This is a genomic window from Candidatus Eremiobacteraceae bacterium (assembly GCA_035314825.1).
GTDB lineage: Bacteria > Vulcanimicrobiota > Vulcanimicrobiia > Eremiobacterales > Eremiobacteraceae > JAFAHD01.
In genome coordinates, this window is the sequence record DATFYX010000072.1 from 11,316 (window position 1) to 28,532 (window position 17,217).

A 17,217-nucleotide genomic window follows, 5' to 3' on the forward strand; every position below is an offset into this window, starting at 1 on the left:
TGATCATCAGCGCCGATGATTTCGGCGAATCGGCCGAGGTCAACGAGGCCATCGAGCGCGCGCACCGCGATGGCGTCTTAAGCACCACCTGCTTGATGATCACCGGCGCCGCCGCAGCCGACGCGGTCGCGCGCGCGAAGCGCCTGCCTGCGCTGCGCGTCGGCCTGCACGTCGTGCTGGTCAACGGGCGGCCGGCGCTGCCGGCCGAGCGTGTGCCCGATCTGGTGGACGAGCGCGGCCGATTTTCGGAGCAGCTCATGCGCACCGGTTTCAATTACTTCTTCAATCCCGGCGCGCGCCGCCAGCTCGCAGTCGAGATCCGCGCTCAATATGCTGCCTTCGCCGCGACGGGACTGGCGCTGGACCACGCGAACGCGCACAATCACATGCACGTCCATCCGACGATCTTCGGCCTGATGCTGCGCGTCGGGCGCGACTACGGCGATCCGCCGGTGCGCATTCCGCAGGAGCCGTTGCTGCCGTCCTGGCGCGCGCGCCGCACCGATCTTGCGGGCCGGTTCGGCAACGATGTGCTGTTGGCGCCGCTCTTCGCGCTTATGCGCGCGCGCTGCCGCGCAGCGAGCGTCGCGTACAACGATTTCGTGTTCGGCCTGGACGACACGGGCAACATGACCAGCGACGTCGTGCTGCAGCTGCTGCGCGAGCTGCCCGACGGCTGCAGCGAGATGTATTTCCACCCTGCGACGCAGGGACCGCGCGCGCGCGAACTCGCCACGTTGCTCGACCCCGCGTTCGCGCAGGCACTTGCCGACCACGACATCCAGCGCAGTTCGTTCGGCGACCTGCGCGCGCGCCGACCATCCGGATCGCGCGGCGCGGCGGGCTGATGCTACGCGAAACGCTCGCCGCCGCGTTCGGGCTGATCAGCCTGGCAGCGCTGGGCTACGCGTCCGTGGCGCTGTGGCGCCTGCTCGCGTTCAATGAATGGCTGACTCGCTACGAACGCAGTGCGCCGCCGTCCGGGCCGTCGCCCGGCATCACGATCCTCAAGCCGGTCGCGGAGGCATCGCCGGACTTGCGTGCAGACCTGCGTTCGTTCTGCGCGCAAGACTATCCGCAATTCCAGGTCGTGTTCGGCGTGCCGGACCCCGACAGTCCAGCGGTCGGGGTCATCGATGCGCTTGCCGCGGAGTTCGCACACGGCCAGGTCGTTCGCGTCAGCGGCGGCCCGCACACGGCGCCGAACCCAAAAATCGCGCAGCTGATGAACATGGTGGGCTCCGCGACATACGACGTTGTGGTCGTCGCCGATGCCGACACGCGCGTCGGGCCGACATATCTGCATGCGCTGGCGTCCGCGTTCGCGGGCGAGCGCGTCGGCGCGGTCACGTGTGCGTACCGTGGCGTGCCGCAGGAAGGACTCGCATCGGCACTGGGCGCGCTGATGATCAACGATCAGTTCATCCCGTCGGTCTTGGTCGCGGCGCTCGGGCGCGTGCGCTTCTGCCTTGGCGCGACGATGGGCGTCACGCGCGCGGCGCTGAACGCGATCGGAGGCTTCGCAGCGCTCGCGCCATACCTCGCCGACGATCAGATGCTCGGCGAACTGGTCGGTCGCCAGGGCTTTCGGGTCGCGCTGGCTCCGTACGTCGTCGAGCACGCCGTCGCCGAACCCGGTCTCGCTTCGCTGTGGTCGCACGAGCTGCGCTGGGCGCGCACCAGCCGCGCAGCGCGTCCGGCCGGATACGCCGGTTACTTTCTCACCTTCGCCTGGCCGCCGGCGCTGATCTTCCTTCTTCTCAGCGCCCGGCCGGCACTCGGAGCGGTGCTGCTCGCGCTGGCACTCGTGCTGCGCCTCGCCGTGCATTACGCGGCTCGCGCGGCGCTGCGCGTGCGCACGCGCGACGCGCTGTGGCTCCTGCCGCTGCGCGATCTCATGGGGCTGTGCGAGTGGGCGGTCACGTTTTGCGGGCGCCGCGTGCGCTGGGGCGACCGGCACATGCGCATCGACGCGCAGGGCCGCATCATCGAGCCCACGCCGTAGAGGCGCGCGGCGCGCGCGCATGAAAGCCGTCGCGATGAACCGCAGCGGCATCGCTCTCATGGTGGCGGTGTGTCTTGCCGTCAGCGCGTGCAGCAAGGTGAGCACGGAGTCCGCGCCCGCGTCGGGTCACGCATGGACGCATCATGGCGTGCTGCGCATGGGCGAGAACCTCGACCCCTCGACGCTGAACACGGAGCTGACGACCGACCAGACGACCATCGACCTGTCGATGTTCTGGGCCGGCTATCTGTTCAACTGGAGCGACGAGAACCAATGGGTCCCCGAGCTCGCCACGGTCGTGCCGACGATCGAGAACGGCGGCATCAGCAAGGACGGCTTACGCATCACGTATCGCCTGCGGCGCGGCGTGAAGTGGCAGGACGGCGCGCCGTTCGGCGCCGACGACGTCATCTTCACCTGGCACGCGGTGATGAACCCGAACAACAACGTCGGCTCGCGCCTCGGCTACGACATCATCAGCCGCATCGACAAGATCGACGACCATACGATCACCGTGCATATCAAACGCCCATACGCGCCGTTCGTCGCCACCTTCTTCACGATGAGCAGCACGCCGTATGCGATCCTGCCCGTGCATCTGCTCGGGGCGCTTCCCGACATAAACCGTGCGGCGTACAACAACCTGCCGGTCGGCACCGGGCCGTTCAAAGTCGTCGAGTGGCATAAAGGCAGCCTGATCAAGTTCGCCGCGAACCCGGACTATTGGCGCGGACCGCCCAAGCTCAAGGTCATCGAGTATCACATCATCCCAAGCGACGACACGATCCTCACACAGCTGCGCACGCACGAGATCGACATGGAGTACGCAGCATCGCAGTCGCAGTTGCCCAGCCTGCGGGGAATAGAAGGGATGCGTGTGATCCTCAATCCGTTCACCGCGTTCGCGATGCTCGCATACAATCTGTCGGGACCGATCCTGCACGACGTGCGGGTGCGCCAAGCGCTCGCGTATGCGACCGACCGCGACACCATCATCAACAAAGCGGCGCACGGAGTTCCCCTGGCCAATCTGACCGATCAGCCCAGCTTTCTATGGGCCCACAACCCCAACGTCATGAACTATCCGTACGATCCCGCGCGCGCGGGGGCGCTGCTCGACTCGGCGGGCTGGAAGATGGGGCCTGACGGCTACCGGTACAAAGAGGGGAAAAAGCTTGAGCTGATAGCCGCCGGAACCGCGGGCTCGGCGATCGACGAAGTCGTCTTCGGCGTGCTGCAGCAGAATTGGAAAGCCGCGGGCGTCGATATGACCGAAAAGCGCTATAGCACGTCTATTGAAGGCGCTAACTACGCGTCGGGCGGCATCCTGCAGACCGGCAAGTTCGACGTCGCCTTCTTCTCGTGGCTCAACGGCGTCGATCCCGACGATTCCGCGTTCACGATGTGCGACCAGTGGCCGCCGAACGGTCAGAACGTCTATCATTACTGCAACCCGCGGCTCGATGCGGCCGAGCGCGTGGCGTTGCGCGTCTACGGCCTGGCCGAACGCAAGAAGCAATACGACCAGATCCAGCAGATGCTCGTCGTCGACCAACCGTTTCTGGTGATCTGGTTCAACCGCAGAGTCAACGTTTTCAGCACCGACCTGAGAGGCTTCAAGCCGGCCCACGCCGTGACCGAGTTCTGGAACCCCTGGGAGTGGTCGATCTAGAATCTTCCTTATAGTACGTATTACGGCGGCCAGCCATGGGCGGGGCGGCGCGTGAGGGAATAAGGTCATCAGATGCTTTCCCTTCGAGCGGTCGCGCGCGGGGTCGTGCTCGTGGTCGGGCTCGCCGCGGCATGCGTGCTTGTCGGGGTGAGTTTCCAGGGCCCTCGCTCGGTGCTCGCGCGCTTCGCGTTCGGGGCATTCCTCGCGGCGCACGGGATGCACGTTTCGGGCGGCGACCTGCGCCTCGGAACGGCGCGTTTCGAAGCGTCTGATCTCGAGATCGACGATGATACCGGGCGCGTCCTTTCGATCAAGCACGTGACGATCGACTACGATTGGCGCGCGCTCATCGGCCGCAGCGATCACCGCTACGGTGTGCGCGCGATCGACGTCGAGCAGCCGGCGCTGCGCCTCGTCGTGCTGCCGGACGGCTCGACCAATCTCTCGACGTTCGTGTCTGGGGCGCCGCCGTCCGCCGGCGCGACTCACGCAGGCCTCTCACAAGCGCCGCTCACGCTGACGCTGCGCATCGCCGGCGGCAGGCTCGACGTCGAGAACCCCAGCGCGTACGCGCGGCCGGGCCGATGGTTCTCCGTCACCGGCATCGAGATCGACGCTGCGCTGACCGGCGGAGTCGGACGCGGCGACCTGCGCGCGACCTACACAGCCCAGGGGGCGACGTCGCACATCCGCGGCGCGCTCTCGGAGAACGATCCCGTCGGCTTCGCGCAGCTGACGCTGGACGCTCCATCTGTCGCGTTCGCGCCGCCACTCGACGCGTTGATCTCCTCGCCGCAGTTCGTGACCGAACGCGGCACGGCTGACGTGGTCGCGCGCGCGTACGATGCCGGCTTCGCAAGCGGCGCCGGTCCGTCGTGGCGTTTCAGCGCCAGCGCGCGCGTGCACGGCGGCAGTATCCACGTCGTGCCGCTGGACGTGCCGGTGCGCGATCTCGCGGGCACGCTCGCGTACAGCGGGGGTTATCTCGGCTTTGACGACGTGCGCGGAGATGCGGCCGGCCTGCCGGTGCAGGCGCGCGGCAGCATCCGTTTGGCCGACGGCGTACGCTTGGGGTTCGTCGCGCGCACGCACGGCGATCTGCACCTCGCACGGCGATTGCTCGCCTTCTCGCGCGCACAAGCGGTTGATGGCGCGTTCGAGGCGCGTCTGCGCTTCGATGGGCCGCTGCACGACGTGCACGTCGCGGGCGATGTAGAGGGAAGCACCGGAACCGAGCACGTGGACGGCATTCCGCTGGCCGCTGCACGCGCTCGCTTCTATTATCATGACGCTCACCTCACGCTGCCGCAGGTCGAGGCCTCGTATGACGGCGGCCGACTATCGGGCGGCGGCGATATCACGCTGGCAGACGAGCCTGCGTTCCAGGCGATCGCGACCGCGGTCGCGCCGGCGCGCGCCGTGCCGGTCATCGCCAACCTCAATCGCGGCGGCATAGTGCAAGCGCTGGCGTCGATCGACGGTCCCGGGAGCAGCGCGCGCTATTACGTGTTTGGGCGCACGCTCGGAGGGAGCGGTGCGAACGCAGCGATCACCGTCGCGGGAATCGTCGGCTCGTCGGCGTTCGGCGCCCTCCGGATCGCCTGGCGGCGCGGCGACATCACCGCGCGAACGGCATACGATAGCTCGGACCCCGAGAAGCGCGCATTCTTCGCCAGCGTCGTCGCGTCGCACGCACCGGTCCACATCTTCGCGGGAAGCGCGGGTCTGCCGGGGATCCTGCCGCTCATCTCGCTGCCCGAGATCGACGGAACGTTTGACGGTGTCGCGCGTAGCGGCGGCTCCGACGTCGGCGATGGCGCGCTGGCCACCGTGGTGGATCTGCGCGGCAGCGACGTGGTCGTGCACGGCGAGCGCGTCGACAGCGTGATGATGCGCGCCAGCGGCAGCGGTCCCCGCGTCGCGCTTCAGTTGCTCGAACTACGCGGCCGCGATGTCGCGGTGCGCGCGGCCGGCGAGGCGCGCGTGGATCCGCGCACGTTGCAGGTCGCCGGCGACGTTCGCGGTACGGGCGCTCTCGCGCTCGCCCCGCTAGCCCGGGCGGCCGGCATTCCCGCAAGCGGCGAGGTGCGCGGCGATTTCGAGACGCTGTTCAGCGCCAGCGGTTGGGCGGCGACCATCGCCGCGCGCGACGGCGACGCGATATTCGACGGATTGCCGCTGAGCGGCCTGACGCTTGAGGCGGCCGCGGGTCCCGCCGCCCCGCTGCGCTACGCGGTTCGGGCCAGCGCGCTGCGCGGCAGCATCGGCGCGTTCGGAACGTCGAGCGGCGCGAGCATTTTCGCCAGCGGCATCGACATGGCTGCGCTGCGCCAGGCCGGCCTGCCCTTCGATGCGGGGACCGCAGTGCTGATCGGCGACGTGAAGCCGGCTGCGAACGGCGCAGCCATCTCAGCGTCCGTTTCGGTGGCGCATGGCCGCATGCACGGCACGCCGGTAGAAGGATCGGGCGACATCGCATACGCAGGGCGCGATCTGCGGGCGTCGGGCGACGTCGACGTCGCCGGCACGCGCATGCGCGTGCGCGGCAGCGCGCGCGGCGTCGCGCCGGGAGCCGCGCTCTCCGACGTGACGATTGACGCATCCGCATCCGTGCGCGACGGCGACCTCGGCGCCGTGCTCGCTCACGTGCTGCCGCCCGAGTGGCCGGTCGCCGGCGCGTTCAGCGCAGACGTCGCGTTGCGCGGCCGCGCGTCCGACCCGCAGCTCGCCGGCACGCTGGACAGCGGCGCGGCGACGCTGCGCGGCGTCACGTTGCTCGGCAACCAGAGCACGTTCTCGTACGAGGACGGCGCTTTCACGCTGCGCGACGGCGCGACGCAGCTCGGCGACAGCGCGCTCGCGTTCGGCGGACGGTACTCGCGCGACCGTCTTGCGCTGCGCGCAAGCAGCGCACACGTGGACCTGTCGGACGTCAACAGCTTCTTCGAAGGGCGCGACGTGCTCGAAGGGATCGGCACCGCGGACATCTCGCTGTCGCTCGCGCCTGGCGGCGCGCGCGCGCACGGAGCTATCGCGCTCGCCGACGCCTACGTGGCCGGCGTGCCGCTCGGCTCGGTCAGCGCCGTCATGCGCGAATCGGGCGCCAACGGTCTGCATGTCGACGTGGCCCAGAACGGCGAGCTCGGCGCAAGCGATGTCTCGGGCGACCTTGCCTTGAGCGACCAGGCGTCCGCCATCCCAGATCTTCACCGTTCGACCTATCGCGTCGACGCGCAGGCGTCGGACCTGGACCTTGGTTTGCTCGGCCGGCTCACGGGGCTTGAGGACTGGGGACTGCGCGGCACCATCGACGCGAACGGCACGCTGCACGGCACCTTCGCCGGACCGGCCGTCGACGTCGCGTTCGCCGTGCACGACGGATACGTGCGCAAGCTGCAGCTGTTGGGCGCGAGCGGCCATATCACCAGCGACGGAACCCAGGTGCAATTGCGCGACGCCGTCGTCGACGTCTCGTTCGGACACGCCGTCGCCGATGCGCGACTGCGCCGCAACGGCGCGCTGTCAGGCGACGCACAGCTGGCGGTGAGCGATCTGCGCGGGCTGGCCCGGCTCCTCGGTTCGAACATCGACGTCAACGGCGCCGCGCAGACGCAGCTGGCGCTCTCGGGCACGGTGCGCAAGCCGGTGATCGTGGGTAGCCTCACGGCCACGCCGGGCGAAGTGCTCGGCATCGGCTACGACCAGCTCGCAGCGCACGCCACCTACTCTGCGAACGAGGTCGCGATCGGCGACACGCTGGCGCGCCTCTCGAATGGTCGGGGGCTGCTGACGCTGTCCGGGTCGCTGCCGCTCGAGCTCGTGCCGTTCGCGCTCGGTCCGCCGAGCCGGCCGGTCGATCTGCGCCTGGATGCCGCGGGCATCGACATCGCCGCATTCGATCCGCTTCTCAAAGGTGCGGGCGCGCTGGCGGGCACGCTTGACGCGAACGCGGCGGCGAGCGGCACCGCCGGCAAACCGGAACTGCAGGGGTCGGCCCGTCTGCGCGGCGGCGAGCTGACGTCGCGCTACCAGACGGTACCGCTGCGCTCGATCAACGCGGACCTCGTCTTCTCGCACGACTCGATCACGCTGACGGATCTTGCGGGCAAAGCGGGCAGCGGGTCGTTCAGCGGCAGCGGCCGCGCCTACGTCGTGCCCGCGGTCGGCTTGCGCAACACGCCCGGTCTCGCGTATTACGCGACCCTGCATGCGGTCGGCGTGCCCCTCGACGCGCCCAATTGGGTCTCCGGCACCTTCAACGTCGACCTCGGTCTGACGCAATCGGGTTCGACGCCGTTGCTCGCCGGCACGGTCACGCTGCGCGACGGCACGATTCCCGTCTCCGCCATCTATCAGCTGGCCACGACGCTGGGCGATACCACGGGACCGCCGCCCACCTCGGACATCCCCGGCGTGCCGGCGCTCCTGCCAGGCCACACCATCGTATACGGCGGCGGCGTCTATCCGCCGGGCCAGCACGTGCTCACGCCGGCCGCGCTCGCGACGCCCGCGCCGACGTTCTTCGACCTGCCATCGCTCAATATGCAACTGGCGGCCGACGCGCGCAACGTGCGCGTGCGCGGCGGTCCGGTCGATCTCACGACCGACGGCAATCTCGCGATCGGCGGCAGCGTGCGCGACCCGCAGCTGGCGGGCGAGTTCACCACCAAACGCGGCACCATCGGCGCGTATGGCGTGACCTTCCGCGTCGAGCGCGGCGTGCTCTCGTTCGAACCGGACCAAGGCGTCTTGCCGTCGCTTGACGCGACGGCGTCGACGGTCGTCAACGGGGATCGCGTCACGCTCGACATCAGCGGGCGCGTCGATCACCTGAATACGGTCATCTCGTCGAGCAGCGGTCAGACGCCCGAGCAGATCCTCGCCGGCATCATCGGCGGATCCGACGTCGGTGCGCTGACCGGCGGCGTGACGCAGCAGACGCTGTCGGTCGGCGCGCAACGCCTGCTCAGCGCGGAGCTTTCGCGCAGCATCCTCTCGCCGTTCTCCACCGCGCTCGCGCAATCGCTCAATATCGAAGAGGTCTCGCTCGAATTCAACCAACTGGGCCAGATCGTCGTCGAAGTGCGCAAGTTCGTCTCGCCGACGGTCGCAGTGATCTACGGCTCGACGACCTCGCAGCCGGTGACGCAGTATTACGGAGCGTCATACAGCGTACGTGACTACGCGGCGCTCGAGTTCACGTCGACCACCGCTCCTTCAGGATTCATCACGTACCGGGTCGGCATGCGAGTGACGTTTAAGTGACGTCGCGGGCGCCTGCGCGGGCAGGAATGTGCCGGAAAACGTGGGAAGCCAAGTCGCTCAAACCTACGCCAACGCGGCCCACAGAAGCTCTCGCGGGCGGCGGCAAAGACCGGGCCGCCGTCCGCTCGGTTGTCTGCCCGACCCGAAGGGCGCCGGCCAGCCGGCACGTTTGATGAGGAGTCCCCGACTGTTGCGTCTTGTCATCCGAAGTGCGGCTGTGGTGCTCGCCGCAGCGGCTCTCGTGGTGGCCTTCGTGCCCCAGGCGACGCCTGCCGCGCCGACGCCCATCGTCACCGCGGTGAACATCAAGGGCAACACCCACGTCCCCACCGACAAGATCGCAGCGGTGATCAAGACGCGGCCCGGCACGCCGCTCGACACCAAGCAGATCGCAGCGGATCAGAACGCCATCCTCGGCCTGGGCTATTTCTCAGACGTCAAGACCGATCTGCGCGCGGCGCCGGGCGGCGTCGCGGTGACCTATATCGTCATCGAAAACCCGGTCGTCACCAAGATCACCTTCGACGGCAACACGCACGTCTCGAGCGACATCCTCACCGCGCTCATGGACACCTCGACTGGTTCGGTGCTCGACACCAACACGCTGCGCGATGACGTCGCCAAGATCAACTCGTATTACGACAAGCTCGGCTACACCGGCACGCGCCACGTCAAGAACATCCACATCGATGCCGACGGCCACCTGCTGATCGACGTCAAGGAAGGCGTCACGGTCGCGAAGATCGACGTCACCGGCAACCACATCATCAACACGCAGGCGATCCTCGCGGTCATGAAGACCAAACCCGGTTCGACGTTCTCGCAGCAGCAGTTCAGCGACGACCTGCAGGCCATCCAAAACCTGTACAAAGACCTCGGCTTCTCGGCGATCGTCGACGGCAGCGTCGACCCGAACAGCGCGGGTGTGGTCGACGTGAGCGTGTGCGAATCCAAGGTGGGCGCGGTCGAGATCGTCGGCAATTCGAAGACCAAGGACTACGTGATCCGGCGCTTGCTGCTGCTCGGACCCGGCGATCTCATCACCGACAACCGCCTGCGCCGCGATTACGAGGCGATCAACAACACGCAGTTCTTCAAGACCGTCGATCTCTCGATCAAGCCGTTCGGCGACAAGTGCGGCTATGTCACGCTGGTGTGGACGGTGCAAGAACAGCGCACCGGCACCGCCAGCGTCGGTCTCTCGTACGGCGGCGGCGGCACGTACGGCCAAGGCCTGTCGGGCAACATCTCGTATTCGGAGAGCAACGTCGACGGCACCGGCAACGGCGCGTCGATCGCGGCCTCGCGCGGCCAATACACGTCGGCCGTCAATTTCGGCATCACGGTCCCGTATCTGCACAGGTTCAAGGCGACCTCGCTGGCGGTCAACATCTTCAACAACGTGACCACCAACCAGCCGTACCCGGTGTATAAAGAGGCGGGCAACAATCCGTTCTATTCGCTGTCGCCGCCCGGCGGCAGCGTCTCGAGCGGGCCGCTGACCGCGACGCCTACGCCCGGCACCAACACCGTGTGCCAGCCGAGCTCGACGCCGTGCTCGGGCCAATTCGCCGATTTCTCGTCGCGCCAAGCGGGCATCTCGATCACGACCGGCCACCCGGTCGCGGAGTACACGCGCCTGTACTACGGCTTGTCGGCGACGCGGCTGTACCAGCAATTCACCGCGCAAGGGTTCCCGAACTCGCTGCTTGACCAGACCTCCATCGGCGTCACCACGCCGGGTGCCGGCGTGACGGTCGGCGGCACCCAGCCCAGCCAGGCGCTGCGCTCGCTCAACGCAAGCCTGGTGCGCGACAATCGCGATGACGTGCAGAACCCGCGCTACGGCGGCGTGACCTCGATCTACGACGAAGCCGCGCTGAGGTTCCTCGGATCGGACTACAAATACGACAAAGGCATTTTCCAGCTCACGCGCTTCTATCCCGTCAAACGGCATTCGACGTTCGGCTTCAACTTCGTCTGGGGATTCTCGAGCGGCGGCACCACGCTGCCGTACAACGAGCTGTTCAGCTTGTCGGACCAGCAGCTGCGCGGGACCAAGTACGTGTACTACGGCGACCGCGAACTGCTCGGACAAGCCGAGCTGCGCATTCCCGTGACGGCCGACCGCAAGCTGGAAGTCGTGTTCTTCACGGATTCCGGCAGCGCGCCGTACATCCAAGCGGTGGCTGGTCCGACGCCGGCACCGACGCCGGTACCGCCGTCAGGACCGCACGCGCCGGTCGTGCTGGGACCGCGCCAGACCTTCACCTATAAGCAGCTGCCGTACAGCTTCTTGACGGACGTCGGCTTCGGCATCCGTTTGACCACACCGATTCTGCCGCAGCAGATCCGCATCGATCTGGCCACAAGCTCGCAGGGAAGTCATATCTCATTCGGCTTCGGCCAAGCATTCTAGGAGAACCATAAGACAATGCACATACGATTCGTTTCGGCGATCGCGTTCGCGATCGTCGCCGCACTAGCGCTCGCGCCGCAAGCGCTGGCGACCGACATCAACGACATCGGCTTCGTCGACCAAGGCGCGATCGGGGGCCTGCCCGCGTTCGCCGCGGTGCAGCAGCAATTCGCGCAGTATCGCGATCAGACCGCGCGCGATTTCCAAGCGGCGATCAAAGGCAAGAGCCAAGCGGACCAGCAGCGCATCTACGGCGAGTTCAACCAGAGGCTCGCCGCCAAGCAGCACGAGTTGTTCGACCCGCTGCTCAGCCGCGCCCAGACGGCGATCGCCTTGGTGGCCGCGCAGCACAGCCTGAGCGTCGTCGTCGACAAGCAGATCGTCATCTACGGCGGCCTGGACATCACAAAGGAAGTGGTATCCACCATCGGCCAGCCCGGCATCATCGTGCCGCCGGTGCAGACGCCGCCGCCGTCCGAGGTGGGCTATGTCGATCAGGCCCAGATCGACCAACTGCCCAAGGCCAAGGCCGCCGCGGATGCGTTTCAGGCGGCGCGCCAACGGCTCGGGCAGGATCTCAACAAGCAGCTCGCGGGCAAGAGCCAAGCCGAGCAGCTGACGATTGTGCAGTCGTTCAACCAGCAGCTCAAAGACGAGCAGAAGAAAGACATCCAACCGCTCAACGACGAGATCCAAAAAGCGATCTCGGATGTCGCCAAGAAACAGAAGCTGCTGCTCGTCGTCGACCAGGCCGATCGCGTCTACGGCGGAACCGACGTCACCGCCGACGTGCTGGCAGCACTGAAGTAATTGAAGCACCACAAGGCACTCGTCGCCGCGGCGCTCGTCGTCGCGCTGGCGGGGTGCGCGAAGGGAGGCGCTCCGTTCTCACATGGCAGCGGCGCCGGCTACGTCGACATCGACAAGGTCATCGCCGCGCATCCGCTGCACGTGGAGCTCGACACGCTGGAATCGCAGATCACGTTGCTCAACGGTCAGGCGCAGAACGCGCCTGCGCCGCAGACGGCGGCGCAGCAGCAGGCGCTGACGCAGATGGAAACCGACCTGGCCGCGGCGGACGCGCAGTTCCAAGCGCAGATCAACGCGCGGCGCGCCTATTACCAGCAGCGCGAAGCGGCGGCTATGGCGGCGTTGCAAACCCAGGTCACCGGCGCATCCGCTCCGATCGGCCAGCAGCTCGGCGCCCAAGCGCAGAAGGTCCAACAAGATGCGCTCAAGGCATTCACCGACTACCAGAAGCAGCTCTATCAGGCGGATGGCCAGCATCTGCAGCAAGTGGCCAGGCAGCTCCAGCAAGAGGTGGGTCTGAAGATCGGTGCGCGGCGCGCGCAGCTCGAGAAGCAGGAGACCGATTACCAGATCGACCTGGCGAAACAGAGCCAAAGCCAGCGTCTCAACCTCAAAGCCAAGCTCGAAGACCTCAATCTCAGCCAAGACGAGCGCCAGCAGGCGGAGAGCCAGCTCGCGAACATCGAGACGCGCGAAGAGTCGATGATCAACCAGCTCAAGTCGCGCGACAACGCGGACCTCAAGACCTACGAGGACTCCTTGCAGCGCGACGCGGCCGCGCGTTTCAACGCGGCGCGCACGGCGTCGATGAACGCGACCAACGACAAGCTCAAGGCCCGGCAGAAGCAGATGAACGACCAGCTGCACGTGCAGCTCTCGGGCCTGGGCACGCAATACCAGCAGCAGGTCGCCAACGCCAACGCGCAGCTCGAGAAAGATCCAAAGGCGCGCGCGCAGATGGACAAGATCCACAGCGAGAACCAAGCGCAGTACGCCGCCGAATTCTCCAAGGCGCTGGCCGCCTATCAGCAGACGCGCAAGCAGCTCGTCGCCAAGTACAGCGCGATCGGGCACATGCAGTTCATCGACGACGTCGCGATCCAGAACGAGTCGCAAGATCTCGCCGCCCAGCGGCGCGACCTCTACGGCAAGATCCTGACGCAGGTCCAGACCCAGGTCGGTGACGTCGCGCGCCAGCGAGGCATCGCCATCGTGTTCACCAACATCCGCGGAGCCGGCTCGGCAGTCGACATCACCGATCAAGTCATCAAAGCCATCGCCGCGCTGCCGGCGTCGCCGTCGCCTTCAGACTCGTCACCCGCGACCTCATCTCCACCGTCACCACCCACGCCATCCGGGAGCAAAACGTGAAACAGACACACTCACATCGAGCGCTTGCGGCCGTCGCGCTGGCCGCGGCCGTCGCGGCCGGCGGCTGCGCGCAGGCGCACTCGCGCATCGCCGTCGTGCGCGTGACCGAACTGGAAGCCAACTGGCCGAAGTTCCAGAACTACTACAACCAGCTGCAAGCGAACTACCAAGCGATTTCGCAGAGCAAAGTGAGCCCGGCCGAGAAGCGCAAGGCGCTGGCCCAGTTCCAAGACCAGGAGAAACGTTGGAACGACGAGGTCACGACCGAGGTGCGCGCCGCCGTCACCGACATCGCCAAGCAGCGCAACTACCAGGTCGTGGTGACCAAAGAGGGCACGGCGTACGGCGGCGACGATATCACCCCTGACGTCGAAAAGGCGCTGAACATCACGCCGCCCTCGCCGACGCCCAAATAGAGCGCGCGCCGTGACCGCGCCGCGCCCCTTGAGCGACTTGGCGGCGATTGCCGGCGCAACGCTGGTGGGCGACGCGCGCGTCTCCATCGAGCGCGTGTCGTCGGTGGACGAGGCCGCGCCGGGCGCGCTCACCTTCGCCGTCGACGAGCGTTGGATCGAGCGTGCGCTCGCCTCGCGCGCATCAGCCGTTATCGTGCCGCGCGCGGCCGCCGATCTCCCACGCGGCGAGAAGTCGCTGCTGGTCGCCGACGACGTGCGCGCCGCGCTTGCCGCCATTCTCGCCTCGTTCGCACCGCCGCTGCCACGCGGCCCGTTCACGCATCCGAGCGCGGTGATCGACGACCGCGTGAAGCGCGGCGCCGACGTGTTCATCGGCGCGGGCGTCGTCGTCGGCTCGGGCGCGCACCTAGGCGACGGCGCGATCCTCATGGCCGGCGCATACGTCGGGCGCAACGCATCGATCGGCAAGCGCACGCTGCTGCATCCGCGCGCCTGCGTGCTCGACGATTGCGTGGTCGGCGACGATTGCATCCTGCACGCCAACTGCGTCATCGGCGCCGACGGCTTCGGCTTCGTGCGCGTCGGCGCGGAGCAGATCAAGATACCGCAGATCGGCAACGTCGTCGTCGGCGATCGGGTGGAGATCGGCGCATGCAGCGCGATCGATCGCGCCGTCACCGGCTCGACCACCATCGGCGCCGGCACCAAGATCGACAATCTCGTGCAGATCGGGCACAATTGCACGATCGGTCCCGACAGCACGCTGTGCGCGCAAGTGGGCATCGCCGGCTCGACGGACGTCGGCGCATTGGTCACGCTCGCCGGACAGGTCGGGGTGAACGGTCACATCACCATCGGCGACATGACGATCGCCGGCGGACAGACCGGCATCACGTCGGACCTGCCGCCGAAATCCAAAGTGTGGGGAACGCCTGCGCTGCCGATCCGCGAGGAGATGGCGCAGAAGGTCATGTTCAGAAAACTGCCTAAACTATTCGAACAAGTGCGCGAACTCATAGACGCAGTGGCGGAACTGCGCAAACGCCGGTAGCGCCGACGTGCCGCCGTGAACTTCGATAAGCAGCATACGCTGGCGCGCGACTTCACGCTGCGCGGCGTCGGCTTGCACACCGGCCACGCCGGGGCGGTGACAGTAGCCCCGGCACCGGCGAACGCCGGTTTTTCATTTGTCCTTGCCGGCGGCCAGCGCGTCGCGGCCACTCCTGACAATGTCCGCTCGACGGTGCGCTGCACCACGCTGGGCTCGGGCTCGGGCGTCGTGCACACGGTCGAGCACGTCCTCGCCGCGCTCGCAGGGATGGCGGTCGACAACGCCACCCTCGCGATGGAGGGCGACGAGGTGCCGATCCTCGACGGCAGCGCGCTGCCTTTCGCGCGCGCGATCGCCGACGCCGGCATCGTCGAACAACCGGCTGCGCGGCGCGTGCTCGAGCTGCGCGAACCGGCGTGGTTCGAAGAGGACGGCAAACTGCTGGCCGTGCTGCCGGCCGACGCGTTCTCGATCAGCTTCTTCGTCGCGTTTCCCGAACCGGTCGGCCAGCAGTTCTTGGCCACGCCCGAGATCACGCCCGACTACTTCCTGCGCGAGATCGCACCGAACCGCACCTTCGGGTTCCGGCACGAGATCGAGGCGCTCGCCGCGCAGGGCCTCGCGCTCGGCGGTTCGCTCGACAACGCGGTCGTCGTCGACACCGACGGCTACATGGGCGAACTGCGCTTTCCCGACGAGATCGTGCGTCACAAGGCGCTGGACCTGATCGGCGACTTCGCATTGCTGGGCATGTACCCGCGCGTGCGCGTCGTCGCGATCAAGTCCGGCCACGCCTTGCACGTCGCCGCCGCGCGCGCGCTGCGCGCGCTGCTGGCGCCGGCGGGCTGACGGGCGGCGCTGTGGCTGACATCGACATCCGCCGCATCATGGAGACGCTGCCGCATCGCTACCCGATGCTGCTGCTCGATCGCATCACCGAGCTCGAGCCGCTCAAGCGCGCCGCGGGTTACAAGAACGTGACGATCAACGAGCCGTTCTTCCAAGGCCATTTCCCGAACAACCCGGTGATGCCGGGCGTCCTCATCATCGAGGCGATGGCGCAGCTGGGCGGCACCGTCATCCTCGAGCCCAAAGCCGCGACGACCTCCGTGCCGTATCTCGCGGGCGTCGACAAGGTCCGCTTCCGGCGGCCCGTGCTGCCGGGCGATCGCCTCATGATGGACGTGCGCGTCGAATGGCTGCGCAAGTCGTACGGCTGCTTGCAGGCCGAGTCGCAAGTAGACGGCCAGGTCGTGTGCACCGCGCAGCTGATGTTCTCGGTCGTCGCCGACACGCGTCTGTTCCAGCTCGACGCCGCTATCCTCGACATGTGAGCGCGGTGATCAGACCAGGCGGCGACGGCCCCAGCGTCCACACGCTGAACATCCACCCGACCGCGGTCGTGCATCCCGGCGCGCGCATCGGGCGTGACGTCGAGATCGGGCCGTATTGCATCATCGGCAAGAACGTCGAGATCGGCGACGGCAGCAAGCTGCTGGCCAACGTCGTCGTCCACGGCCATACGCACCTCGGGTCGGAGAACGTGGTCTATCCGTTCGCGGTGATCGGCGGCACGTCACAGGACAAGAAGTTCCGCGGCGAGGTCTCGTACGTGCGCATCGGCGACCGCAACCAGATCCGCGAGTACGTGACGGTCAACCGCGGCACGGACGCTGGCTCGTCGACCACGATCGGATCGGACTGCCACTTGCTCGCCTACGTGCATATCGCGCACGACTGCCACGTCGGCGATCGCGTCGTGATGTCGAATCTGACGCAGTTGGCGGGCCATTGCATCGTCGGCGACGGGGCGAACATCTCGGGCATGGTGGGCGTGCATCAATTCGTGCGCATCGGACGGCTGGCGTTCATCGGCGGCCGCAGCAAGATCCTCAAGGATTGCCCGCCCTTCATGCTGGTCGAAGGCAACCCGGCGTGGGTGCGCGGCCTCAACCGCGTCGGCCTTAAGCGGCAAGGCGTTTCCAACGCGGCGCAGACCGAGCTCAAAGAGGCATATCGGGCGCTCTACCTGGGCGACGGCACGCTCTCAGGCGCGGTCGAGCAATTGCGCGATCGCGTGACGACGGACGAAGGCAAGGAGCTGGTGGCGTTCTTCCTGGACGAGTCGCAGCGCGGCTTCACCACGCGAGAGATACGCCGCGGCCGCGCCGTCGCGCCGACGGAAGACGAAGCCGGATTCGACTGATA

At 67.3% G+C, this 17,217-nt stretch carries 12 protein-coding genes; all 12 read left to right on the forward strand.

Annotation, left to right across the window (positions count from 1 at the left end):
- Positions 1–5 precede the first annotated feature (5 nt).
- The 12 genes from hpnK (at position 6) to lpxA (ending at position 17,215) form a co-directional block, all read left to right on the forward strand.
- Positions 6–848: a hopanoid biosynthesis-associated protein HpnK gene (gene hpnK, locus VKF82_10000; protein ID HME82397.1), complete on the forward strand. Its 843-nt coding sequence runs from the start codon at positions 6–8 to the stop codon at positions 846–848.
- Complete coding sequence (hpnI, locus tag VKF82_10005; protein HME82398.1) at positions 848–2,005, forward strand: bacteriohopanetetrol glucosamine biosynthesis glycosyltransferase HpnI; 1,158 nt, start codon at positions 848–850, stop codon at positions 2,003–2,005. The genes hpnK and hpnI overlap by 1 nt, the downstream gene beginning before the upstream one ends.
- A 19-nt stretch (positions 2,006–2,024) precedes the next feature.
- Entirely contained in the window at positions 2,025–3,677 is a 1,653-nt protein-coding gene (locus VKF82_10010) for a peptide ABC transporter substrate-binding protein (GenBank protein HME82399.1), read from the forward strand.
- Positions 3,678–3,749: 72 nt separating this feature from the next.
- Positions 3,750–8,942 carry a translocation/assembly module TamB domain-containing protein gene (locus VKF82_10015; protein HME82400.1) on the forward strand — a complete coding sequence of 1,731 codons (5,193 nt, stop codon included), beginning with the start codon at positions 3,750–3,752 and terminating at the stop codon, positions 8,940–8,942.
- A 190-nt stretch (positions 8,943–9,132) separates the two neighbouring features.
- Positions 9,133–11,361 (forward strand): POTRA domain-containing protein, encoded by a 2,229-nt coding sequence (locus tag VKF82_10020; GenBank protein ID HME82401.1) that lies wholly within the window; start codon positions 9,133–9,135, stop codon positions 11,359–11,361.
- 15 nt (positions 11,362–11,376) lie between these two features.
- The gene (locus VKF82_10025; GenBank protein HME82402.1) at positions 11,377–12,171 is read left to right on the forward strand and encodes an OmpH family outer membrane protein; all 795 of its coding nucleotides are present in this window, start codon (positions 11,377–11,379) and stop codon (positions 12,169–12,171) included.
- Positions 12,172–13,542 (forward strand): OmpH family outer membrane protein, encoded by a 1,371-nt coding sequence (locus tag VKF82_10030; protein ID HME82403.1) that lies wholly within the window; start codon positions 12,172–12,174, stop codon positions 13,540–13,542.
- Positions 13,539–13,958 (forward strand): hypothetical protein, encoded by a 420-nt coding sequence (locus VKF82_10035; protein ID HME82404.1) that lies wholly within the window; start codon positions 13,539–13,541, stop codon positions 13,956–13,958. The genes VKF82_10030 and VKF82_10035 overlap by 4 nt, the downstream gene beginning before the upstream one ends.
- Before the next feature lie 10 nt (positions 13,959–13,968).
- Entirely contained in the window at positions 13,969–15,009 is a 1,041-nt protein-coding gene (gene lpxD / locus VKF82_10040; GenBank protein HME82405.1) for a UDP-3-O-(3-hydroxymyristoyl)glucosamine N-acyltransferase, read from the forward strand.
- Positions 15,010–15,024: 15 nt separating this feature from the next.
- Positions 15,025–15,858 (forward strand): UDP-3-O-acyl-N-acetylglucosamine deacetylase, encoded by an 834-nt coding sequence (gene lpxC, locus VKF82_10045; GenBank protein ID HME82406.1) that lies wholly within the window; start codon positions 15,025–15,027, stop codon positions 15,856–15,858.
- 11 nt (positions 15,859–15,869) lie between these two features.
- A complete protein-coding gene (gene fabZ, locus VKF82_10050) occupies positions 15,870–16,343 on the forward strand; it encodes a 3-hydroxyacyl-ACP dehydratase FabZ (GenBank protein ID HME82407.1) in 474 nt (157 codons plus the stop codon).
- Between the two features lie 5 nt (positions 16,344–16,348).
- Positions 16,349–17,215 carry an acyl-ACP--UDP-N-acetylglucosamine O-acyltransferase gene (gene lpxA / locus VKF82_10055; GenBank protein HME82408.1) on the forward strand — a complete coding sequence of 289 codons (867 nt, stop codon included), beginning with the start codon at positions 16,349–16,351 and terminating at the stop codon, positions 17,213–17,215.
- The last annotated feature ends 2 nt before the right edge of the window (positions 17,216–17,217 follow it).